20 protein-coding genes are annotated in these 23,888 nt (G+C 41.3%); 3 read left to right on the plus strand and 17 right to left on the minus strand.

Annotated elements, in window-relative coordinates:
• Positions 1 to 34: 34 nt before the first annotated feature.
• Positions 35 to 4,471 carry a translocation/assembly module TamB domain-containing protein gene (locus FUT79_RS10485; protein WP_044634287.1) on the minus strand — a complete coding sequence of 1,479 codons (4,437 nt, stop codon included), beginning with the start codon at positions 4,469 to 4,471 and terminating at the stop codon, positions 35 to 37.
• Between the two features lie 32 nt (positions 4,472 to 4,503).
• On the opposite strand from FUT79_RS10485, the gene tmk reads away from it, so the two are divergent.
• The 3 genes from tmk to tpx all read left to right on the plus strand — a co-directional run bounded on the left by tmk (position 4,504) and on the right by tpx (position 6,721).
• Positions 4,504 to 5,148, plus strand: coding sequence for a dTMP kinase (tmk, locus tag FUT79_RS10490; RefSeq protein WP_052335637.1), 645 nt, complete (start codon positions 4,504 to 4,506; stop codon positions 5,146 to 5,148).
• A 51-nt stretch (positions 5,149 to 5,199) separates the two neighbouring features.
• Positions 5,200 to 5,763, plus strand: coding sequence for a hypothetical protein (locus FUT79_RS10495; RefSeq protein ID WP_231577535.1), 564 nt, complete (start codon positions 5,200 to 5,202; stop codon positions 5,761 to 5,763).
• 463 nt (positions 5,764 to 6,226) lie between these two features.
• On the plus strand, positions 6,227 to 6,721 hold the full coding sequence (tpx, locus tag FUT79_RS10500; protein WP_024752000.1) for a thiol peroxidase: 495 nt from the start codon (positions 6,227 to 6,229) through the stop codon (positions 6,719 to 6,721).
• 977 nt (positions 6,722 to 7,698) lie between these two features.
• Here tpx and FUT79_RS10505 read toward each other — a convergent pair.
• From FUT79_RS10505 to FUT79_RS10575, 16 genes are all read right to left on the minus strand, one after another.
• Complete coding sequence (locus FUT79_RS10505; protein ID WP_044634286.1) at positions 7,699 to 9,048, minus strand: MATE family efflux transporter; 1,350 nt, start codon at positions 9,046 to 9,048, stop codon at positions 7,699 to 7,701.
• A gap of 141 nt (positions 9,049 to 9,189) precedes the next feature.
• On the minus strand, positions 9,190 to 9,363 hold the full coding sequence (locus tag FUT79_RS15925; RefSeq protein WP_483409844.1) for a hypothetical protein: 174 nt from the start codon (positions 9,361 to 9,363) through the stop codon (positions 9,190 to 9,192).
• A gap of 450 nt (positions 9,364 to 9,813) precedes the next feature.
• Positions 9,814 to 10,383, minus strand: a complete 570-nt coding sequence (locus tag FUT79_RS10510; RefSeq protein WP_044634309.1) for a response regulator — start codon at positions 10,381 to 10,383, stop codon at positions 9,814 to 9,816.
• Positions 10,384 to 10,408: 25 nt separating this feature from the next.
• Positions 10,409 to 10,975: a regulatory protein RecX gene (locus FUT79_RS10515; RefSeq protein ID WP_162147449.1), complete on the minus strand. Its 567-nt coding sequence runs from the start codon at positions 10,973 to 10,975 to the stop codon at positions 10,409 to 10,411.
• Positions 10,976 to 11,066: 91 nt separating this feature from the next.
• Complete coding sequence (rpsI, locus tag FUT79_RS10520; protein ID WP_024752004.1) at positions 11,067 to 11,456, minus strand: 30S ribosomal protein S9; 390 nt, start codon at positions 11,454 to 11,456, stop codon at positions 11,067 to 11,069.
• 10 nt (positions 11,457 to 11,466) lie between these two features.
• A complete protein-coding gene (gene rplM, locus FUT79_RS10525; protein WP_002699696.1) occupies positions 11,467 to 11,895 on the minus strand; it encodes a 50S ribosomal protein L13 in 429 nt (142 codons plus the stop codon).
• A 118-nt stretch (positions 11,896 to 12,013) separates the two neighbouring features.
• Positions 12,014 to 12,259, minus strand: a complete 246-nt coding sequence (locus FUT79_RS10530) for a hypothetical protein (RefSeq protein WP_002699698.1) — start codon at positions 12,257 to 12,259, stop codon at positions 12,014 to 12,016.
• A 500-nt stretch (positions 12,260 to 12,759) separates the two neighbouring features.
• Positions 12,760 to 13,785 (minus strand): ABC transporter ATP-binding protein, encoded by a 1,026-nt coding sequence (locus FUT79_RS10535; RefSeq protein WP_024752005.1) that lies wholly within the window; start codon positions 13,783 to 13,785, stop codon positions 12,760 to 12,762.
• Positions 13,786 to 13,848: 63 nt separating this feature from the next.
• Positions 13,849 to 14,898: an ABC transporter ATP-binding protein gene (locus FUT79_RS10540; RefSeq protein WP_024752006.1), complete on the minus strand. Its 1,050-nt coding sequence runs from the start codon at positions 14,896 to 14,898 to the stop codon at positions 13,849 to 13,851.
• 2 nt (positions 14,899 to 14,900) lie between these two features.
• Entirely contained in the window at positions 14,901 to 15,983 is a 1,083-nt protein-coding gene (locus tag FUT79_RS10545; protein WP_024752007.1) for an ABC transporter permease, read from the minus strand.
• A 12-nt stretch (positions 15,984 to 15,995) separates the two neighbouring features.
• Positions 15,996 to 16,925, minus strand: coding sequence for an oligopeptide ABC transporter permease OppB (gene oppB, locus FUT79_RS10550; protein WP_024752008.1), 930 nt, complete (start codon positions 16,923 to 16,925; stop codon positions 15,996 to 15,998).
• A 152-nt stretch (positions 16,926 to 17,077) separates the two neighbouring features.
• Positions 17,078 to 18,667 (minus strand): peptide ABC transporter substrate-binding protein, encoded by a 1,590-nt coding sequence (locus FUT79_RS10555; protein ID WP_148879024.1) that lies wholly within the window; start codon positions 18,665 to 18,667, stop codon positions 17,078 to 17,080.
• 379 nt (positions 18,668 to 19,046) lie between these two features.
• Positions 19,047 to 20,450, minus strand: a complete 1,404-nt coding sequence (mnmE, locus tag FUT79_RS10560) for a tRNA uridine-5-carboxymethylaminomethyl(34) synthesis GTPase MnmE (RefSeq protein ID WP_002699714.1) — start codon at positions 20,448 to 20,450, stop codon at positions 19,047 to 19,049.
• Positions 20,450 to 21,430, minus strand: a complete 981-nt coding sequence (locus FUT79_RS10565) for a phosphatase PAP2 family protein (RefSeq protein ID WP_024752009.1) — start codon at positions 21,428 to 21,430, stop codon at positions 20,450 to 20,452. The genes mnmE and FUT79_RS10565 overlap by 1 nt, the downstream gene beginning before the upstream one ends.
• Positions 21,431 to 21,841: 411 nt before the next feature.
• Positions 21,842 to 23,038, minus strand: a complete 1,197-nt coding sequence (locus FUT79_RS10570; protein ID WP_024752010.1) for an HD domain-containing protein — start codon at positions 23,036 to 23,038, stop codon at positions 21,842 to 21,844.
• Complete coding sequence (locus FUT79_RS10575) at positions 23,039 to 23,839, minus strand: hypothetical protein (RefSeq protein WP_148889653.1); 801 nt, start codon at positions 23,837 to 23,839, stop codon at positions 23,039 to 23,041. It lies immediately after the preceding gene.
• Positions 23,840 to 23,888: the final 49 nt, after the last annotated feature.

Below are 23,888 nucleotides of genomic sequence, written 5' to 3' on the forward strand. Positions count from 1 at the left end.
TTTATAATAAAATAATATCATTAATTTTTCAAAGCTAATATGCAAATTTCCATGAAATTCTCATTGATGTATCGGGAACAAAAAGAGAATCCGGTCTTGCGGGAGCCCATCCCCATCGTAATAGGAAAAACGGCGTTGCAACCTCCAAACCAAGCTCCGGTTGAAACAATAAACTCCCATATACCGGTCTTCTAACTCCGAAAGAGTGTCCTACTAACGGAGCATAATGTGAAAGATGCAATAAAGCATCTGTATATATGGCAGAGCCAAAATACTTCCCTATATAAACACTAGTATTATCAAAATAGTTACCGATTGTCAAAGGCTTATCCGGGGCTTTGTTAAATAAATTCCCAAAAATTGCATTTTGCAGTACGAGTGTTCTAAGAGAAAACACGTCTAAATGCAAAAAATCACGTATTTTACTTTCCACTTTTTTAAAAAGTCCCCATTGAGCCAGCAGATCCGAAGCAACAATGACAACATCTTTTCCGATATTTTCTTTTGATGTATCTCCCAATACAACCTGCCCGAAAAGCTGCATAAGCTCTGCATTGGAGCGGGGAGGATCTGATGTCAATAAAGGCGAAAAAGAGAGCAAGGGTTGATCCGTAGCGGAAAGCATCAATCTTATTGAATCGCCGTTCATATCACGATCTCGTATTTCCGCCTGAAAAGAAATACGGGGGTCAAATTTATTTTCGCTATTTGTAAAATCCATTTGTCCGCTTTTAATATAAAAATTACGTTTGATCCACAAGATTTCACCGCCTCGCATAGCGGCAATTCCTCTCATAAAAAAAGAGCCCGTTTCGGGATCAACAATCAGTTCAAGCGGCTCATCGGCTTGCACCAGTGTACGAATTACGGGAAAGTCCGATGTCGGCCAGCGGAATTCGGTTTTATGCCCTGCAGATAAAACAAGATTCATTTGGAAGGGGCGTCTTCGAGATCCGTCTTTAGAAGAATACTTTTCATTGAATTTATCAAAGTCGGCAAAGTTAATTAAAAAGTATCCTTTGTCAAACGTAGCGGAACCGTTTAGTGCAACTTTTTCATGATCAATAACAATAACCAAATCGCAGCCGGCATATCCATCAGCCTTAAACAAAAGATTATTTGTTTTCATTACTCCGAGATTTTCGCCTATGGTGCCGCATTTTATTATCATATCATCGGGGATAAACCCGTTAAATTCCGCCTGATATTCAGCCCAAACGGTAGCGGACGGCCCGCGCAATTCCGTGTAGGGTACAAGCAGATTTGTGCCGTCAAGAATTACATCAAGAGAAACCGGACCATATATTTCAGGTACATAGTTCGGAGAATTTACCAGTATTTTTCTTCCGGCAAGCCTGCCTTTAAATTGCGGCTCGGTAACTGTTCCCGTAATTTTTACATCTCCTGAAACTGTACCGTCATAAAAAAGCACATAATCAAGTCCGGTAAAATCCCAAACAGGTTTTAATTGTACAAAAAGATTTGAAAAATTAAGATCCAAGTTTTTATCTTTAATTGATCCGTTTAAAGAAAAATGCACCGGCAAAGAATCCGCAAGCTGCAGCGAAAGTGTTCCGTCATCAAGAATAAATCCGGTTATCTCATCGTTGTTTCCCGCATACAAAGCGGTTACTCCTTTTTCACGGATAAAAGTAGCCTGAGTTTCTTTTCCGCTGTATTCCCCAAACTCCCAATCTTTTAGTCCCGCAACAATCGTATACTCTTTTGTCATATTCATAAAAGCGCCAAACATATTCTGCTTTATGCCTTCTTCCGATTTCAGTCCGGAAAACTGTATTGAACAATTTGCTTTACTCTCCTTTCCCGCCAACCCGCCATTGAACATAAAATTAAGTTGCCCAAAGGATTGCTCTGGAGTACAAGAACCGTGTATCTCGGAAAAAACGTAATTTCCCCAGTGTAAGGTACTCGGCAGGAAAGCAATCGTTCCGTCATCGATACCGATTCCGCCGACAAAGCTTGTCTTTGTACCATTAATAATTGCATTAAAATTCTCTACAAGAAGGTTAAAAGAAAAATTCTGAGGAGTTCCCAGAAAATTCATTGATCCGGAAACTCTGCTTTCTTCATTTTGTCCTGACAAAAATCTTCTTAAATCAATATTTTCGATCGAACTTGAACCGTTAAAATACAGGGTATCACTGAGGGTAAAGTCTGAGTTAAATGCAAATTGTTCTGTTTGGTCTGTTGAATTTAAAGAAATAGCTGAGGAAAACCTGGTTAACTGAGGATCTGCGTCCGGTATTTTTGAAAACGCCGCCGTTCCGAAAAGATATGATAAGTCGGTACCGATTTTTACTTCGTTAAAAAAAGCTCCTCCTTGGTTTATTTTTCCTTTAAAATCCAAGCCTGAACCTGTTTGCACAAAAGTTCTCAGCGAATCATAGCCAAACCTTCCGGATTTGCAAATAAATTCCCAGCTTTTGCTATTCTTAATCGAAAATTCAGAATCAAGAGAGAAAAACAGGGGAAGCAGCGGAACGGGCAACTCTTTTACCTGCGCGGAACCGATAAGACCTTTCACAGAATCAAAATATGCGGCAACGGTAAGCCCGTAATCCCCGTAAACTGTTAGAGAGCGGTCGGTATAAAAACCCTGAAAATGATATGCTGTTGTATTTACCGCGAAAAAACTTTCAAATATGATATCGTTAAATTGCTCAAAATTTGCATGCACATCACCGCGTATATCAAGTCCTTTGTAAGAACAATTTATATCGGTTATTGAGAAAGAAGACTGATTTCCTTTTAATGAAAACAATGCGTAAAGATTATTAACTTTATTTGAGGCGACAACAAGACGAATAAAATTATATGAAAAATCGGAAAAATCACTTGAAATATAAAATTCCGTTGTGGCCTGCATAGACGATAACGCATCCGCAATACTGTCGGTAGAAGTATTTTTTTGAGGACTGAAGCTCGAGGCAATTTTATATATTGTACCGACGTTTACCGCATCAAAGGCACTGTGAACTTCCAAAAACGCCTTTGTTTTTTTCGCTTCCGCTCCATATGTGATCGAACCGTCAAAGCTATAATAACCGCTTTCATCTTTTGCGGATAAATTAAAATCGGTTTTCATTTTTTCCGGTGTAGCGGCAAGTTGTATATCATGTAACTCTGCCGCACCAATTCTGAATAAAGGCACGGAACAAAAGTACCGTCTCCCCCTTTTGTTAAAATAAGCACGGGCGGAAAGGATCTTGCCCGAAGGCAACGTAAATTTATCAATGAAAAAACTCCCTTCAGGGATTCTTTGTTTAAGATCAAATGTAAAAAATGAAGAGAGCACCGCTTGCGGAGAATCAATACGTAGTTTTTTTACCCGTATTTTTGATTCATCTCCCGAAGCATTAATCTGAGCGACAAGCTTTTTTAAATGATATGAATTTGAAAACTTTACCACAGGAATATTTGCCCGGATATCCGAATTCCATGTCAGTCCTTTTGAGGGAACATAGTCCGCAGTAATTTCACCGCTAATATTTGAGTCCGTATCAATCACAAAATTATTCTGATTTAAAAAGCGAATCCATTCAAGCGGACGCATGTTTTCGCAGTTAAACGAGGCATGTATTTCCCCCGTTTTCGGTTTCCACGTAGCTGAAATATCAAAGGGTTGTACATCTCGAATAGTTGTTACGGTTAAAAGCCTTTCTCTATAAAAAGCAAAAAATCTGATAGGAGAGATAACAAAACGATCGCCTTTAAATGTTTCAAGTCCAAAGCTTGCAGTTCCGGATGAATTTCTTTTATCAAATTTTCCTTCCGCAAAAACGGCGGTTTTTAACTGCCCAAAATCCGCATATTTTGTATTAAAATATTCTGTTTCAAAATTCATTTTAAAAATAATATCATCGGCATCCAGCGTAAAATTACCTATCGGAATGATCATCGCAAGCTTTTGCACCGAATCGCTGAAATTAATTTTTGTGTTTTGAATTCGTATATCTAAATTCGTTAGTTTATGATACAACGCATAACCGAATTGTTCAGTCTCTTGTTCAGGAATATCAGTGGCAGGTTCATCGGATTTTAAAAGGCGGCTTATTTTTTCCGCAACGGAACTGTTTTTAACCGTGCTGAATTCTATATCTCCGTCATTTATATGAACCGCTTTAATAATACTAAGCGCATCTCCTGAAAAAAGCGCCCAAAAGTTGTACTTTAAATTAATCCGCGAAAAAAAAGCAATCTTCTCATTTTTTTCCGCATCATAGACTGAGACATTTTTTAATAATATTGAGCGAAAAATAGAAGGAGAAAGAGATTCATATTCAAACTTTAATCCGGTAAGATCTTCTACATAATCCATCCACGCATCTCTGGCAACAACAAGCCTTTTTTCCACCGCTTTTGAAATAGGTTGGAAAATAATCGCCGCCAGTATCGCTACGGCAAAGAGAAGAGAAAGTTCTATTCTGCGAGTACGTGTTTTAGGATTCATCGGGGTACTATTATATCAAAAACAATCATGTTATGATAGAGACTATGAACAGCATCAGAAATTTTATTGTTTTTGAAGGAATTGATGGCACCGGCACCACAAGCCAGCTCAGACTTTTACGGGAACGCTTTGCCGCAATCGGCAAAGCGGAAAAAGTTGTTTTTACGCAAGAACCAACCGATACCGAAATCGGAAAACTTATCCGTAAGGCTCTTTCCAAAGAGCTCAGTTTGGAGCAAAAAACCATTGCACAGCTTTTTGCCGCAGACCGCACCGAGCATATATACGGAAACGCCGGCATCATTGAGCACACGGCAAATGGAAAAGCGGTTTTCAGCGACAGATACTTTTTTTCAAGCCTTGCCTATCAGGGGCTTTCCGTCGGAAAAAGCCTTGCAAAAAAACTGAACGAAGATTTTCCCCTGCCGGAACTCTTATTCTTTTTTGATATACCGGTACAAACCTCTATGAGCAGAATTGATAAACGCGGTTTACAAAAGGAGATTTACGAAAAAAAGGATTTTCAAACAGCCGTACGCCAAGAATATCTTCGTATAATAGAAGAATATGAAAAATCCGCCCCCGAAATGCAAATTATCCGTATTGATGCGGAAAAGGACATACAGGAAATACATCAAAAAATATGGAGTTTTGTAGAAAATCTGCCGAAACTGTAGGTGATGAACAGGTATTTTCTTTTATTCTTTGCACTTATATTCTCTTTTCTTATGCCGCAGCCGGCACCCGCGTATGTTGTGCAATATAAAGAGCAGTTTTATAAGCTGTATCATATTCATTATAAACAGTATCCCGATGATACGATGGAAAATATCTATTGGCTTGAACGGGCGGTCAATGCGGATTTTTGCAATCCATTGTATGCGCTTGGTAAAATTCAGGATAAAAGCGATTGGGAAAAATACCGCTACCTTTTTATGATGCATATTAATCTAAAGCTTGTCGAACAGCATATTCGGTTGGGGCTCAAATACGATAAACAAGTTGCGTATTTTTATAACGCGCCGTGGAAAGAAGAAAGCATCGAAAGTTTAAAAAACGCCGAGGACTGCTACAAGGCGGCTCTGGTGTATTGGCAGGAAGCAAAAATTTGGGCAGAACGGGCAAACGCTTCTCAGTTTAAGTTTTTGTATCTCATGGATTTGCAAGGCTGGGAAGATGAGCGGGAGCGCATAAAAACGGGCAACCTTAATTATCAGCGAACCATCACCCGCGAGCTCGACCGCCTCGCAAAAGTACGCGCCGATTTTATGAATATGGACACAACCTACTAATGCAGCGTTCTTTTGATACCCCAATTCGAGCTTAATACTTCTTATACAAATCGTAAAAAAAAATTTATAAAAAAGAAACCGACACGGCGCAACGGCGAGCAATTTACCATAGGCAAAAACTAACCTATCTGCTTGGAACCACGACCTAATTTTGACATCCGCGTCAAAATTATACCGTGCGAGTTTTAAAGCTTTGTAAATAGTTTTGCTTTTAAACATTGTTTTGCATTGTCCTGATTCTTGTAGTTCACCTGCGAGTTTTAAATTCGTTTTAACATTCGTGTCAAAACAAGCACTTGCAAGTTCACACTCAAAACCTACAGTAAAGCTTTTCCTACGTGCGAAAACTTTTTATCTAAAAAATAAAAACGCTTGTTTTATTGCTCTGAAATCGGTATATTAATTTTGTGCCGATTTGTTAAAAAATAGCAGCTTGGTATAAATCATTTTATGAGGAGTCAGTATGAATATTACAATGGCAGGAAATCCTGTTTCGTTAACGGGTACCCTTGTTAAGGTTGGAGATAAGGCGCCGGATTTTTTGGTAAAAAATAAGGAGCTTGGAAACGTTGCTTTGAAGGATACAAAGGGGCTTCGTTTGTTTGTTGCGGTTCCTTCGCTTGATACACCGGTTTGCGACATGGAAGTTCGTAAGTTCCATAAAGAAGCGGCAGCTGTTCCACAGGTAGAAACAATTGTTCTGTCTATGGATCTCCCTTTTGCACAAGCACGCTGGTGCGGTGCCGCAGGTATTGATACTCTTACGATTTATTCGGACTTTTATAATCACTCGTTCGGAAAAAATTACGGCTTGTATATTTCCGAGCTTGGACTTTTGGCTCGGGCGATTATCATCGTTGATGCAGCCAACACCGTGCGCTATGTGCAGGTTGTTCCCGAGGTTACCCATGAGCCTGATTACGCAGATGTTATTAAAGCTTTAAAGGCTCTTGCGTAATCAAAACTGGTATAACGTTTTTTAACAACTCGATCCGTGTTTGATATACTTTATACGGACTGTAAAAAGTTTCATAAAAAGAGTCCGACACGGCGCACGGGCGAACCCTTAGAATTGCTACTTTTGGTTCGCCTACGAGTTTAAAAGCTTCAATATTTACAAAACAGTGTTGATGCTTTTAAACATCGTTTTGAATTTGAGCACGGGCGAACCCTTAGAATTGCTACTTTTGGTTCGCCTACGAGTTTAAAAGCTTCAATATTTACAAAACAGTGTTGATGCTTTTAAACATCGTTTTGAATTTGAGCACGGGCGAACCCTTAGAATTGCTACTTTTGGTTCGCCTACGAGTTTAAAAGCTTCAATATTTACAAAACAGTGTTGATGCTTTTAAACATCGTTTTGAATTTGAGCACGGGCGAACCTTTAGAATTGCTACTTTTGGTTCGCCTACGAGTTTAAAAGCTTCAATATTTACAAAACAGTGTTGATGCTTTTAAACATCGTTTTGAATTTGAGCACGGGCGAACCTTTAGAATTGCTACTTTTGGTTCGCCTACGAGTTTAAAAGCTTCAATATTTACAAAACAGTGTTGATGCTTTTAAACATCGTTTGAATTTGAGCAAGGGCGAACCCTTAGAATTGCTACTTTTGGTTCGCCTACGAGTTTAAAAGCTTCAATATTTACAAAACAGTGTTGATGCTTTTAAACATCGTTTGAATTTGAGCAAGGGCGAACCCTTAGAATTGCTACTTTTGGTTCGCCTACGAGTTTAAAAGCTTCAATATTTACAAAACAGTGTTGATGCTTTTAAACATCGTTTGAATTTGAGCAAGGGTGAGCAAACTTACCATAGTAATGCTGAATCTGCAAACTACTATCGCTAATGCTCCGATTACTAACAGTAACTTAATTACAAAACGTTATACGAGCCTTTACCTGCCCTTTTAAAATAAGGGCAGAATCTCCTAAACATTACCTTTCGCCCATCCGTAAAATCTTTTCCGCTCTTTTTCTCCAAGGACCGAAAAAGTAGTACAGTATATTAGCAGCGCAGCCTATTGCAAACCCGATTACAATCGCAAGCCATACTCCGTTATATGAAAGATGAGGCGATAAAGCGTATGCGAGCGGGACTCGTACGAGCCACATAGCCAAAAGAGTTGAAATCATTGCAAAAAGTGTATCTCCTGCTCCGCGAATAACTCCGCCGACAATGAACATGGTAGATTGCAATATATAACCCGGTGCCACAATTTTCAGATAGCTTAATCCTATTTTCAGTGCTTCGTCGTTTACACCGAATATGCGCAAAAAGAAAGAAGCAAAGGTTAAAATAATCAGAACACTTATTCCGACAGCTATACAGCCGAGAAATAGCGAGCTTCGCAAGCCACGTCTTACGCGATCTGTTTTTTTTGCACCGAGGTTTTGTCCGGTAAACGATGAAATTGCCATGCCGATATTAATGGCGGGCATTACTGCAAAACTGTCAAGTTTCCCTACTGCGGCATACGCGGCGGCGGCATCGGCTCCAAAAGTGTTTACAATAGAGGTCATTGCTGTTAAACCTGCGCCGACAAGCGCCTGTTGAATACCGGAAGGAAGTCCGAGTTTAATAGAATCCGAACAAATTGCTTTATCAAAACGAAGCTTAAAAAAATTGACCTGCATTTCTTTGATCTTAATTTGTGCATAGGCGATAAGCCAAAACATTGCAACACCTTGAGAAATAATGGTCGCCCATGCGGCTCCTTTTACGCCCCAATGAAAAACGGCAACAAATAAGAGATCCAGAATAATATTGAGGATGGTTGAAATTATCAATCCATAAAGCGGTGTTTTCGAATCGCCGAAGCCGCGCAGCAATGCAGCATAGCCGTTATAGCCGAAGGTAAAAAGCATACCGATAAAAATAATCTGTAGATACTCAACTGCGGAAGGATATATTTCCGGAGGAGTGTGGATTATACGCAATGTCCATGGAGTAGTGATATATCCTAAAACAGAGATAACAATGCCGCACCAAAATAAAATAATGATTGTAGTATGAATAACTTTTTTTACCTGCTCAATTTGCCGCGCGCCGTAAAACTGAGCAAGTAAAATATTTGCCGCCATAGTAAAGCCCATGATAAGCGAAATAAATATAAATATGATAGGGAAAGATTGTCCGACGGCGGCAAGCGCATGCGACCCGATAAATTGACCGACAACAACACTGTCTACAATATTATACAGTTGCTGGAAAATATTCCCTAAAAGCAAGGGAAGGGAAAATAAGGTAATTGCTTTCAGCTCATTACCGACGGTTAAATCTTTCATAAAAGGTGTCTTCCTATTATTGAGATTTTAACTAATCGGTGCACTGCAAGCATATGTGCAGCCACCCGTAGTAAAGTATTATATTCTCCTTTCATTTTTCAAACATTGCTGAAAGACTCAAGAAGTTTTTCTACGACTTTCTCATGTGTTTTTTCTTTGTTCGATAAAAACCCTAAAATTTTTTACCTGCTTAAAATATGAAGTAATAATTTCACTCAAGCTACCCATACTATTAGGAAGCATAATATTCCTCTTTGGTTTAAAAATCTGCTTGCTATCTTGATTTATAACTCCATTTGCAGATTCTATAATCATTTGCGCACTGGCTCTCTTTTAGAATTTTCTGCATTGAGTCAATTTACATTTAGGGGGTACCATAAACTCATCGGTTTCAAACTCTAAAAGTTCGGCATCGCTACAGCGACCGGCATGTTCTGCAGTATAGGCTTTAAAACTCTTTCCCGAATCGTAGAAAGCTTGTAAATCTTTGCAAGAAAACCCTTCCGGATTATGAAACCCCGCGAAATTATTCGGAATAGCGATATCTGTATACCCCAGCGCTATTAAAGATTTATAATAGTTTTTGCAGACTCACTGCTTCGGATCACAATCCGACAATTTTTTTAGTGAATGCTTTTTTTGAGTAAAAGTTCAAAACCTACGAGTATAAGTTCACCAGTATTTGATTCAGTTTGTTCTAAAGAAACGCTCATTACGATAGGATTACCCACAAGGTAAGCATTCTCCATTCAGATTATATAAAAATTATTCAATAAGATTATTTATTTCATTCAAGATATCTTTAAAATCCAATGGTTTTCTAAAAAATTTGTCTGCACCGATCGATAGCATTTCTTCTTCAATATCTTCATCATCCAAAGCAGTGATAACCATGACATAGGGATCTCCAAAAGACGGCTCACTTTTTATTTTTGCACAAATCTGTTTTCCGCCTACACCCGGAAGGTCCAAATCAAGCAAAATCAATCCAACTTTATGTTGTACAAGTTGCGCGCCTGCGTCAAAGCCATCAAAAGACTGATACAGTGTTAAAGAAGGAATATGCTTTCGCAAGTATGCAGCTATCCCATCGTTCAAGCCTTTGTCATCATCAATGATAATCAATGAATTCCAGTGTGGGACATCTTCTTCATCTAAAAGCCCTTCAGGAATTTTCATTCCGCGTTCTTTAATAAAGTCTAAAAAATCTTCTTTGTATACACGATACTGACCACCCGGAGTGTTAAAAGCCTTAAGATAGCCATTACGAATCCAGTTGATTGCCGTTTGATTAACTACTCCACACATATCAGCCACTTCAAGAGCTGAAAACATTTGTATTTTTCTTCTTTGAGTTTTTTTATTCATTTATATATCTCTCCTCTAAGGTTTGGATAGAATTTTTGTAAAACCCGCATTCTTTTAAACATGTTTCCGCCATTGCATAAGAAAAACCTTTGCGCTGTAATGACTGAATGATCTTAGATCTTACACACATTTTTTTCAGCTGTTTTCTTGTGGCTCTTAAGCATAGTTGTTTTTCATCATGTTCAGCAAAGAAACTCTTTAATGCTTCTATAGAATGAGCTTTTGAAATACCGCGTTTTTTTAGCTCTGCATATAAGCGAGCATATCCCTCATTTGTTGCGTTTGCACGATTGCGAAGCCACGCATCTGCAAATCTTTTATCATCAATATACCCGAGATTTCTCAACAAGTCTATAACAGGCTCTATATCTCTTTTTTTGAAACCTTTTTTTATCAGTTTGTTCTGCAACTGATACACAGAATGCTCTGCCCTATTCAAATATGTTACGGCAGAGCATTCTATAATATATTGATTTACGGCAGACGCAACTATGTCAAATTCGCGATCACTTAGTTTTCGGTTTAAAAGCAATTCAGGATTATCTGAAAAATCCTGCAAATAATTTCTTCTTGTGATAAGCGAAATTCCGCTTTCAGTATATATTTTAATTAAGTTTGTAGCAAGATAATGAATATCCCGTAAAATAATATTATCGTTTGCTGAATTGGAATTTTCGTCTAGCACCGCGCTGCCCGTATTTTTTACGTTCAACCATACGCGAATCACGAGTTAATAAGCCGTTTGCTTTTAACGAGGTATGGTTAGAAACATCGACCTGTGTAAGAGCTCGAGCAATCCCATGAGAACACGCCCCAGCCTGCCCGTTCAGCCCACCCCCATATACATTGATAATAATATCATACTTTGCATCACTTGAGGTAACCATTAAAGGTTGTTTTGCCTGTTGTACCTGTTCCGGTGTTGCAAAATAAGCATTTATATCCTTATTGTTGACGGTTACGGTTCCTTTTCCTTCACGAATATACACGCGAGCAACCGCTGTTTTTCGCCGTCCTGTTCCTATTGCGATATTCTTCACGATTTACTCCTTAAAATTCTATCTTCTTAGGGTTTTGTGCACCATGCGGATGATCGGCTCCCGCATAGATTTTTACGTTTTTTATCAACTTGCGTCCAAGCGGCCCCTTCGGCAACATTCCTTTCACAGCTAATCGAAGCGGTTCCCAAGGTTTCTTTTGGATCAACTTTTCAAAAGTTATTCCGCGAATACCGCCGGCATACCCGGTATGGTGATAATAAATTTTATCGCTTGCTTTATTTCCGGTAACGGCGATTTTATCGGCATTGATAACAACAATATAATCACCGTTTTCCTGATGCGGTGCATAAATTGTTTTATGCTTACCGCGCACCATGCTTGCCACTTTTGCAGCGACTCTTCCGAGAGGTTTTCCTTCAGCATCAATGATATACCATTCGCGCGGAACCTCAGCTTCTTTCATAAAAATAGTTTTCATTTGTCTAAATACCTTTATATTAGTTATTTTTGCAGATAATCAGGGAATGCCAGTATACAATAATTATCTGAACAAGGTCAATAGTTTGGGTAAAATCCGACGAAGAGAATTTTACTGATTATTTATTTTCTTCCATTGCCTTCATCGCCGCTTCTTCTTTTTTTGCATCCTGTTTATCTTTGATATCGGCAACACCGATAAAAACAGCAATTAAGCCGATAAAAGCGGAAAAAATAGGCAAACCTCCTCTCAGGAAAAGAAGAATATCTTTACCCCATCCCAAACCGAAACCTGCAGTTTCCGGTGAGAGAGCTGCAAAGACAGTGAATGCAATAAAAATAATACCTACAGCTAAAGCAAACATATACACTCCCCTGTTGTTTTAAGTTTATATAATTAAAGCACCATATCTTGCCATAAATAAAAAAAATTGTCAATGAAGCAAAAAAGAGTAAAATGCAAAAAAGCACTCGCGTTAGCGGCTTGGAGGGCGGCGAGCGGTTTTTTCAAAAACCGTTCGCCGGATCATTTGGCGACAGCAATTTCTGTCGCCAAATAGCCGTAGCCCGGAATGACGCGGCGGTTTGCAAGCGGAATGCTCCGGCAAAGGCAAATACGGAGCCGGTTTTACGGAAAAGCTCAAACCCAACGCCCAAGCAAATAGAATCCTGCTCATAGTATAATACTTTTTTAATAAGTCAATTATTTTTTAATACATCTTACAAAGCATAAAAAATTTTATAAAAAGAGTCCGACACAACGGTTTGCTTAATGCTCCAATTACTAACAGCAACTAAATTATAAAACGGTGTAACAGGTTTTTGCCTCACGTGAAATCTATTCGTTCATGCACGGCTTGCGTTTTTATTCATACAAAAAGCAGGCAACATGATGCCCTGTTTTTCCTTCCTGCAAAGACGGAATAGCGGAGGCGCAGCGTTCCATTCGTTTGGGACAGCGGTCGTAAAAATAACAGCCCTGCTGCTCCTGATCGGGGGAAGGAACATCGCCTGATAAGATAATCCGCTGCCGTTTGCGCTCAATTTCAGGATCGGGGATTGGAGCTGCCGAAAGAAGCGCTTCAGTATACGGGTGCATAGGGTTTTTATAGAGATCGACCGAGTCGGCAATTTCAACAATAATGCCGAGATACATAACGGCAATTCTGGTTGAAATATATCGGATAACCGCCAAATCATGGGCGATAAAAAGATAGGTTAAGCCGAATTCTTCTTGTAAGTCCTTAAAAAGATTGAGTATCTGTGCTTGAATGGAAACATCAAGGGCACTGACCGGCTCGTCCGCCAAGATGAGTTCAGGCTGCAAGGCAAGGGCGCGGGCAATACCGATGCGCTGGCGTTGACCGCCTGAAAACTCATGCGGATATCGGTTGGAAAAAAAACGGGAAAGCCCTACTTTTTCCATCAGCACTTCAACCCGCTCGGTAATCTCGTCATTTGTATACGAAAGGATTCCCCGCTTGGTTAGTATTTTCAAAGGTTCGGCAATAATGCTGCCTGCGGTCATGCGCGGGTTAAGCGAGGCATACGGATCCTGAAATACCATTTGCATATCTTTTCTTGCGCGCATAAGCTCCTGCTTTGAGCAGCGTGCCAAATCTACGCCTTTAAACACTACCGAGCCGGAGGTAGGTTTATAAAGCTGGGCAATAGCGCGGATAGCTGTTGATTTTCCGCAGCCCGATTCGCCGACTAAGCCGAGCGTTTCTCCTTTTTTAATCGAAAAACTGATTCCGTCGACTGCGCGGATTGCGCCTTTTTTCCGCTTAAAAATACTGCCTTCTGTGAATGGAAAATGAAGCTTTAAATCTTTAACCGTGAGTAAATCATTTGTTTCAGGCAGTGTGTTTGTATCTTCTTGATTTTTCATATCTTATTCCTTCCATTATAGTGAACATAAATGTACATAAACATAATGCTCAAAGTACTCGGTTTATTTAGCGGCGGCAAAAGAAGCCTGTTTTTTCGGTATTTCCGGCGATGGGGCTGCCGCTTGGTCTGTATAAAGCCAGCAGCTTGCATGGTGCTGTGCCGAAAACTCATGCGAGGCAGGGTATGCCGTTTTGCAGCGCTCTTGTACTTGATTGCAGCGGGGATAAAAGGGACAGCAAGGCGGCAAGTCAATTACGTTGGGGGGCTGCCCCGTAATGGAAAAAAGCCGTTCCGCATTTTCTTTATCAAGGCGGGGCACCGATTTAATGAGTCCCTGCGTATACGGATGAGAGGGGCTTGTAAATAGCTCATCAACGGTTCCCTGTTCCACAATGCGCCCCGCATACATAACACAAACACTGTCGCACATGCCGGCAACAAGTCCGAGCGAATGGGTGATCATAATCACCGCGGTTCCAAGCCGAGCGCTTAAGTCTCCGATTAAGTCTAAAATTTGAGCCTGAATAGTGACATCAAGGGCGCTTGTCGGCTCATCGGCAATAAGAATTTCAGGATCGCAGCTTAATGCCATTGCAATCATAACACGCTGCCGCATACCGCCTGAAAACTGATGCGGGTAAGAATCAACACGTTTTTCCGCCGCGGGGATGCCTACCAATTTAAGCATTTCAATGGCTCTGTCCCGTGAATCTTTTTTTGACAAACCCTGATGTAAGCGGATTGTCTCTATCATTTGGGTAGAGATTTTAAGAAAAGGATTTAAACTGGTCATCGGATCCTGAAAAATCATAGAGATTTTATTTCCCCGCAGTTGGCGGATTTCATTTTTATCCATTTTTAAAATATCTTTTCCATTAAACCACACCTCTCCGCCGACAATTTTTCCGGGCGGGTTCGGAATCAGATTCATGATAGCTAAATTAGTAACACTTTTCCCGGAGCCGGACTCTCCTACGATGGCAAGCATTTCTCGCTTGTGTAAATTAAAGGTTACGCCGTCAACTGCTTTGACAATGCCGGAATCAGTCCAAAACCAGCTTCGTAAATTTTTTACTTCTAAGATTATTTCATCTGTTTTTTGATTATTCATAATTACACCCTATTTTTACTCTGAGGATCAAAGGCATCACGCAAACCGTCTCCGAGAAAGTTCATCGCAAATAAAAAGACTGTCATCGTAATCGCCGGTACCAAAAGCTGCCAAGGATAAAGAGTGATAACATTCACTCCTTCGGAAACAAGCGAACCCCAAGAGGCGCGCGGTGCCGAAATTCCTAAGCCTAAAAACGAAAGAAAGCTCTCGTTCATAATAAAACCGGGAATAGACAATGTAGAATACACGATAATAATGCCGAGTGTGTTCGGCAGCACGTGCTTAAAAATAATACGCGGCGTTGACGCTCCCATTGAGCGGGCGGCTTCGATAAATTCCGCATTTTTTAAACTGATAACCTGACCGCGCACCACACGGGCAATAGTCAGCCATGATACAAGGGCAATCGCAACAAACAAAATAATCATATTTTGCCCTAAGATTGCCATCATAATAATAACCACCAGCATGTATGGCAAACCGTACATAATATCAACAAAGCGCATTAAAAGATTGTCTATCCATCCGCCGAAATAGCCGCTTACCGAACCGACAAAGACGCCGATAAAAAGCGACGTGATAGTTCCGACCAGTCCGATCATAATTGAGATGCGACCGCCATACACCACACGGGCAAGTACATCACGCCCAAGCGCATCCGTTCCTAAAATATAGCGGCGGTTATGTACTGTGTCAGTTTTAATCTCGTTTTGCAAAGCTGCAAGCTCTTCCGTTTGTTTAGCGGAAAGTTCCGCCCTGCCCTCAGCCTTTGCCTGCCGAAACATTTCCGCATGGCGAACACGCAGCAAAGTTTCTCCCGCCGAAGAAAACGAGGGAGGCAAATTCTGATGCACAATCGTTTGATCGGAATACGAGTAAATGGGTAACACGGGAGCAAGTAAAGAGATCAACAGGTAAAACCCGACAACACAGAGTCCGGTTAATGCCATTTTATTTTTTTTAAGCCGCCGCCACGCATCGCCCCAAAGGGAAACAGGCTTTACAAGTTGGTTAAATTCATTGACGGGAGTTTCACTTACAACAGTGTCTTCCGTTATATTATCAGTAGTTTTCATGTTCATCCTTATTATACCTTACTTATAAGAAATTCTGGGGTCTATTGCAGCGTAGACAATGTCAACAATAAAATTCATCAGTATTAAAATGATTGAGTATACAATGACGGTTCCCATAATCAATGTATAATCGCGATTTAATGCTGACTGCACAAAAAAAGTACCGAGTCCGGGAACCAAAAAAATCTTTTCAATAACAACGGAGCCGGTGATAATGCCGGCAAAAGCAGGCCCCAAGTAGCTGATAACCGGCAGCATTGCTCCTTTTAAGGCGTGTTTAAACAATACAAGAGGATAGGATAACCCCTTTGCATAGGCGGTTCTGATATAATCGGAACGCAGCACTTCCAACACACTTGCGCGGGAAAGGCGGGCAATATACGCAAAATACGGCAATGACAGAGTAACAGCGGGCATAATAAGTGTTTTTAACCCCTGCCGCCCCGTAATCCATCCTGAAGTCGGCAGCCATTTAAGCTGTACCGCAAAAACAAGCATAAGCAATGGCCCCACGACAAACAGCGGTATTGAAATGCCGATAACGGCAACGGACATGGTCAAATAATCTATGATTGAGTTTTGTTTTACTGCAGACATAAGCCCGACAAAAATGCCGAAAAATAAGGCAATGCAAAGGGCTGTGATGCCGAGTATCAAAGAGTTCGGTAAGGTATTGGCAATAAGATCATTTACGGTGTAATCCTTGTATCGGAACGAGGGGCCTAAATCTCCGCGCAGGACATTTCCTAAATAACGCAGGTATTGCTTATAAACTGGCTCATCAAAATGATAGGCTTTATTAATATTTGCAAGAATCTCCGGCGGAATATTCCTTTCAGCGGAAAAAGGCCCGCCGGGAGCTGCCTTCATAATAAAAAAACTAAAGGTAATAATTAAAAAAAGAGTCGGAATAAGACTCAAAAGACGGCGGATAATAAATCTAACCATGATTTCCCCTCAATGAATGCAATGATAACAATACTAAAAACGCTCTTTTTGTTTGTTTAAGAACAATGATAATTATAGAAAAGTGCAAAACGTTAAACAAGCCGGAAATCGTTCAAGCGATTTCCGGCTATTTTTATTTTTAAATTAAGAAACTACTTAACCTTTTTCATTCCGACATAGGGATGCTGATCGGGGGCATTTACATACCAGCCTGACCATTTTTCGGTATCAATAAGATTCTGACTTACATAAAAGTACATCGGCAATACCGCCTGATCGTCCATCAGAATCTGCTCCGCATCATGCATTACCTGCATACGCTCAGGCCCTCCTTCCATAGTGGCAGCCTTACGCAGTAATTCATCATATTTAGGATTACTGTACAGACCGTCGTTATTTCCGCCGTCCGTGATAAAAAGCTCAAGGAAGGTATTCGGATCCTGATAATCTCCTACCCAACCTGCGCGGGAAATTTCAAAATCATGCTGATGACGAACATCCAAATATGTTTTCCACTCATAGTTTTGAATGGCAATATTTACACCGAGTGTTTTTTTCCATGCCTCTTGTATATATTCGGCAATAACCTTGTGCTTATCTTGCGTATTATAAATAATTGTCAGAGTCGGAAAGCCTTTTCCTTCGGGATATCCCGCCTCAGCCAACAGTTTCTTTGCTTGCTCGGGATCATAGCCGGCTCCTTCGGCAGGAGTATAACCGGAAAGAGCGGGAGAAATTGAGCGTGCGGCAAGCTCTCCGCCTTTTGTTACTTTGTCAACCAGCTCTTGGCGATTCAAAGCCATTGTCAACGCTTTTCTCACCTTTACATCCTTAAGCGGCCCCTTGCTAACGTTAAAAGCATAGTAATAGGTTGCCACCTGCGGCGCAACTTTATAATCAGGCAAAAGTTTTACCTCTTCCAACCGGGACAAAGGCGGAGCTGTGTTCCAGTCAATTTCGCCTGCGCGGTATTTTTCGTACGCAGTATTATTATCTTCAATCGGCAAAAACACAATGCGCGAAAGATGCACGTCATCTTTATTCCAGAATTTATCATTCGGCACAACAGTCAATTTTTCCTGCGGAACCCAGCTTTCCAGCACAAAAGGCCCGTTGCCGACAAAATTACCGGGTTTAATCCAATCCGCACCGAACTTTTTAATTGCATGCATTGGGAAAATATTAAACGCATAGTGGGTCATAACATCCAGCACATAGGGAATAGGCCCATTCAGGGTTACTTCAAAGGTTTTTTCATCAACAGCGCGGATAGCCACGGCACTTGCAGGAGCCTTGCCGGTATTATAATCCTCAGCGCCCTTTACAACCATACTAACCATATACGCATACTCCGATGCAGTTTCGGGGGCAAGCGTTCTAAGCCACGAATCAACAACAGTTTGTGCGGTAATAGGAGTGCCGTCGCTCCATACAACATCACGCAAGTGGAAAGTGTACACGGTTTTATCTTCGCTTACATCCCAGTTTTTTGCAACACCGGGAATAGCACCGCCTGTTTGCGGATCAATTGCTACAAGCCCCTCAAAAAGCGCCATGTTAATACGATGTTCCGGAACGCCGGTAACCTTTGCGGGATCCAAACTCTGCGGTTCAGCTCCGTTACAGATAATGAACTCCGCATCGGAATCGTTTGCAGCGCCGGCTTCCGCCTTACCGCCGCAACCGGCACACAACAGCGCTACGGATACAAAAGCCCCAAGTACTAATAGTATTTTTTTCATACTCTATCTCCTGTTTCATAAAAAGTTATTATGAGCGGCATTATATACAATGCTTTAAATTATTGCAAGTATATTTATGCATTTTTATGCAAATTACTGTATTTTTATAAATTATCAAAGCCAGGTCAGGGTTTCCTTCCCCTGTATTCATAAAACCCTGCCTTCCTCGCTTTTTCGGTCAAGTTTTTTCGTTTGTCCGCACAAAGCTTGCCGTACCTCATCGTATCAGCTGAGGACGACAACCTTCATTCGTTCTTGCAAGCTGATATAGGGCTTGTTTAATAATTCAATCTGTTCTTACTACATCTTATTTTGAATCATAATAAAGTTTTATAGAAAAAGAATAATCGTGACAGTCCGGGGGTCGAAAGCCGCTTGCCTACTTTCCTACGCAGAAGCCGGAAAAGATTTTGTCTAAGATGTCGTCGGAGCGAACTTCGCCGGTGATTTCACCGAGGAAGGCGAGGCTTTCTTCAATGTCCTGCACAATGGCATCAAGGGGGAAGCCTTGCCGTGCGGCATGCAGTGCGTGTTTTGCTGCGGCGGCGGCTTGTTGTACCGCAATTTTTTGCCGCTCCGTTCCGAGCGAAATATCGGAAGTCGCCGGCTTTCCTTCGGTGATAAGCGCAGCAGTTGTCTGCACAAGCGCACCTACTCCTTCCATGGTTTTTGAATCAATGCAGATACAGGAGAATTCCTTTTTTGCCTGCGCCGAAAGCGCCCGCATCTCTTTTAGTGCATAATCTTTTTCCCCATCGGTCATAAGAGCGGCGCGGCTGCGCACCACAATAAGCGGTTTTGTATTTTGTACGATAAAATCCTTATCTTCAGGACTGAGTTTTGTTCTGCCGTCGGCAAGGTAAAAAACGGCATCCGCTTCGGCAAGTAAATCGAGGCTGCGTTGCACGCCGATTGCTTCAATTGTGTCCGAGGTTTCCCGAATTCCGGCGGTATCAAAAAGTTTTACCGGAATTCCTGAAAAATCAATATCGGTTTCAAGCCAATCTCTGGTAGTGCCATGAATGTCCGAAACAATTGCGCGGTCTTCTTTTAAAAGCGCATTAAAAAGCGATGATTTTCCCGAATTGGTTTTGCCGGCAAGGACAATACGCACTCCTTCCTGAAAAATCTTTTCGCCCGCCCGGGAAGCTTCCAATTCCTGCAAACGTGTAAGCGGCTCTTCCAAAAGAGCGGTGTCAAAGGCATCCGCAATAGTTTCCTCATCTTCGGGATATTCAATTTCAACTTCGATGGCGGCAAGTGCGGTCAGCAGTTTTTCTTTGATAGCCTGTAATTCAGCAAAGAGATTGCCTGAAAGCCTTCCCGCCGCAAGGGTTTGAGCTTGCAGCGTTTTTGCGCCGATTATTTCCGCAATTGCTTCGGCTCCGGTAAGATCGGTTTTGCCGTTTATAAAGGAGCGAAAACTAAACTCCCCCTTCTCTGCCGCCCGAAAGCCTGAATCCAGACAAAGCCGGTACAAACTTTTTACGGTTTGCACGCCGCCGTGGCAGATAATTTCAATGCAGTTTTCTCCGGTAAAGCTTTTCGGTGCGCGGTACACAAGTGCGACCACTTCGTCCAGTTTTTTGCCCGCATCAATTATCCAGCCGTACACAATGCTGTTACCCGGCGCCTTTTGCAATGCGGCGGGGCGGGAAAAAAAACGGCTCACCCGCTCAATGCAGGTTTTCCCCGAAGTGCGGACAATGCCTAAGGCTGCGGGCGCAAGGGCGGTGGCAATCGCCGCAATATCATCATCTAAAGCATATTCGGACGGGTTCATTACGCCAGCCTCAATTTTAGGAAGAGAATGGGAGCCGCCCCCGAAACAAGTGCGGCGGCTATGGCATAGCGCAAAAACCGCAGCAGGCGGGTATACTCTTCAGGCGCAAAAGAAAAGCATTGCTTTAATACAAGGAGTCCGCCTACGCAGAGCACCAGACCGACAAGATACCGAAGAATCTTTTGAAAAACCGAGCCCGAAGCGGCGGAAAACTCGGCGGCATAGGAATCGAATAAAAATATTTTTCCGATTGCCAAACCTAAAACAGCACCGCCCATTGAAGGGTCAGAATCAAAGGCGACAAAAAGCACGGCAATAAGCGCAAAAACCGCAAGCTCCAAACCGCGCAGCCGGCGGTTCGATATTTTTTTTGCGGAGGCAAAAAAAGCGGTAACGGCTGTAAGGATTTTCGGCAAAAGAAAAAGGGCAATAACCGAAAGCACCGCTCCGATTACCCAGCCGAATAAAACATCGGTGGGATAATGCACCCCGAGGTACACGCGCGTAAAACCGATATACAGCGGAATTAAAAACATAAAAACCGCTTTGAGTTTTTTATGCGTCGGGCTTTCCTTTGTCTCTGTTTTTTCGCTTGACTCATCGTGGTAAAAAAATAAAAGAGCCCAAAAAACCACCGAAGATTGAGAATGTCCCGACGGCGTTGAAAAGTTTTTTTCAAACTCAAGTTTTACCGAGGGGTCTACCACAAAGGGGCGCGGAACTTTAAAAAGATTTTTCAGATAACTATTTATGCCGTTGCTGATTGCAAGGCTCAAAAAGATGATAAGCCCTTTCCGATACTCAATGCACCAAATAAAAAAGAGTGCAAAAAGCACTATGCCCTCTCCGCCTAAAAACGAAAGAATGCTTGTTATCTTTGTCAAAATAGGATTGGCAATAAACTGCACTGTTTTGATTACTTCAATTCCCCAAAGCAATACGGGGTGCACAGCGGATTCTACTGTTTCAAAATATTCCATAAACGTATTCCATCAATTGTATTATTCCTTACACTTTTCTGTGTACTAAAAAATTCTTTTTATCTGCACTTAGTACAGCGTTTTTTTGCAAACTTTAGTTTTTAATTCATTTAAATTCGAATCTCAAAAAAAAATTTATATAAAGAGTTCGACACGGCACAACGGTGAGCAATTTACCATAGTAATGCTGAATCCGGTTGTAATGTCCGTGCCCGTTCTGATTTTTGAGGTCCATGTCAAAAACTAAACCGTCTGCTTGGAACCACGGGCATTCGTGCCCGTTCTGATTTTGCCCTCCGTGGCAAAAACTAAACCTATCTGCTTGGAACCACGGGCGTACGTGGCGGTTACCATAGGAATGCCGGATTCGCAAGCCGCCTGTTAATGCTCCGTAATCATAAAACGGTATACTTAGTTGCGGTATGCATTAAAAAACAAATCAACCGCTAAACCGTTTACGCCGGTTCCTTTCGGGTATCGTTGTAAAATTTTATTTCTTCCCTCTAAAAGATGATCCGATTTAATACCGTACTCAATTGAGCTGTCCGCTTCTACAAAGGCAGCAATCTGGTCGGCGGTGCGAATAAGAGCGCCGTCAATCGCCTTGTATTTTGGCTCGGCATACTTGCTTTCCAGATCGGCATAATCAACAATGCAGGTTTTCCCGCCCTTTAAAATTCTGTTTTCAAACTCATCTTGAATATAATACAATACCTCGTCTCTGTAAAAAGCGTCCATAAGCGGGACAAGCTCTTCGGAGACAATTTTGTCTTCAATATCTTTTACAATGTCCGGCAAGTGCTCGGTTGCCTGCTTTACCGGAGAAATAATATCACGCGTAACTGCTTCCGGTAAGTCATGGAAGAGTGCGCCGAAAAAATTATTGTACGTGCGATGCCTGCTGCGCCCAAGCGTTTTGGACATAAGCAGCGTAAGCGCCGCCACAAAATACGAATGCCCCAGCACCGAGGTTTCGGGCACCCGCGGCGTTTGATTCCAGCGAATCTGAAACCGCAGTTTTTCAATTTCGGTAATAAGCGCATAGGGTTTGCGTTTGGTAATAAGCAACTGCATACCGCGTAAGTCGGTAAAGTCTTCGATATCCTGCTCCAAAACCGGAGCAATTTTACTCAGCCTGAACGGCTCGTTTACCATTTTAAGCATTTCAAATTCTCTGATAGTCGAATACTTATGAGCTGCCCGCAGCACCCTCAAACTTATATCATTATAATCGGACTTTTCATTCAGGTAGGCAAAAAAATCATCAAGCAAGGGAGTACCGGAAAAAAGCGTTTCGTATTTTTTGAACACCCAAAGATTAAGTTTTTGATACTCTTCGGGATATTCGCTTCTGATAATACGCTGTACCGGAGCCTTTATATCCGAAAGAGCAATTTTTCGCAAAAGTTCAAAAAAAGCATTGTCGATTATTTTATTCCAATCAATAACCTTCCCCGACTTTTCTTCATATTTGCCGATAATATAGGCGAGGAACATTTTTTCCGCCGTTTTGTCCATCTCTACCATATCGAAGGGGCGGATTAAATCGTTCCATCGTTGAATTGAAAACGCTTCAAAAAGCTTCAATACAATTGCTTTATTAAACATTTATTTTCTACGAGCCTCGCGTTTTTGATGATCCTTTTCCATTTTGTCAGACCAAATTTCCGCCTTCTTTTTTACTTCTTCCGCGGCTTCGTGCTCATTTAATATCAAATGAATTCTTCGCAGCGCAAGCAGATATTGAATTGCAATTCTAAAATCTTCGATACTGAAAGTTGCCATCTCGTATTTTTCCCGATAGCGGTCTGCTGCTTGAGCCAAAAACTGTTTTACCAAGCGCAAGTGGAAGACGGTGGAATCATAATCTGGAGAATGAGGGTCAAGCCCCGTTGCGCTGGAATCTTTTAAATCCAAGATGTTTTTTGCGACAGTGGCATAACGAGCTTCAAGTTCAACAAAAGTCCATTTCCATTTTGTATTGTTGCCATACGCATCAATTATCATATCAATTACCAGCCCCATTTTACGGATAAGATAATAGCGTTGCCTCTGCCCGATTTTTTTAATTTTTTCCACTTTATCTTTATAGTCGGAAAATGGAACATCAATAAAATTTGTTACGATTTCTTCAAGATAGATAAGTGCCTTATACACGGTTTTTCTTGCATCGTTGAGTATATCTTCATTTTTTCCGCCAATTAGAGCTATGGAAAGCTGATATTTTGCAAAATAAAGCGTGGTTAAATACAGCATTTCTTCCACCAGCATCATTTTTTTATATTCTTTTCCGAATTCATCTTTGGAAATAAGCGCAAGTATATTTTTTTCTCGGACAAGAAGTTGCTCTATCTCCGTTTGATAAGAATTGAGTCGTTCCGTATAAAATTTGTTTTTCTCATTTGCCATCACTTTTTCCTTTTCCGGCTATTGTCAATCCTTCGCAATAAATCGGTAT

The organism is Treponema phagedenis (genome assembly GCF_008153345.1).
Classification (GTDB): domain Bacteria; phylum Spirochaetota; class Spirochaetia; order Treponematales; family Treponemataceae; genus Treponema; species Treponema phagedenis.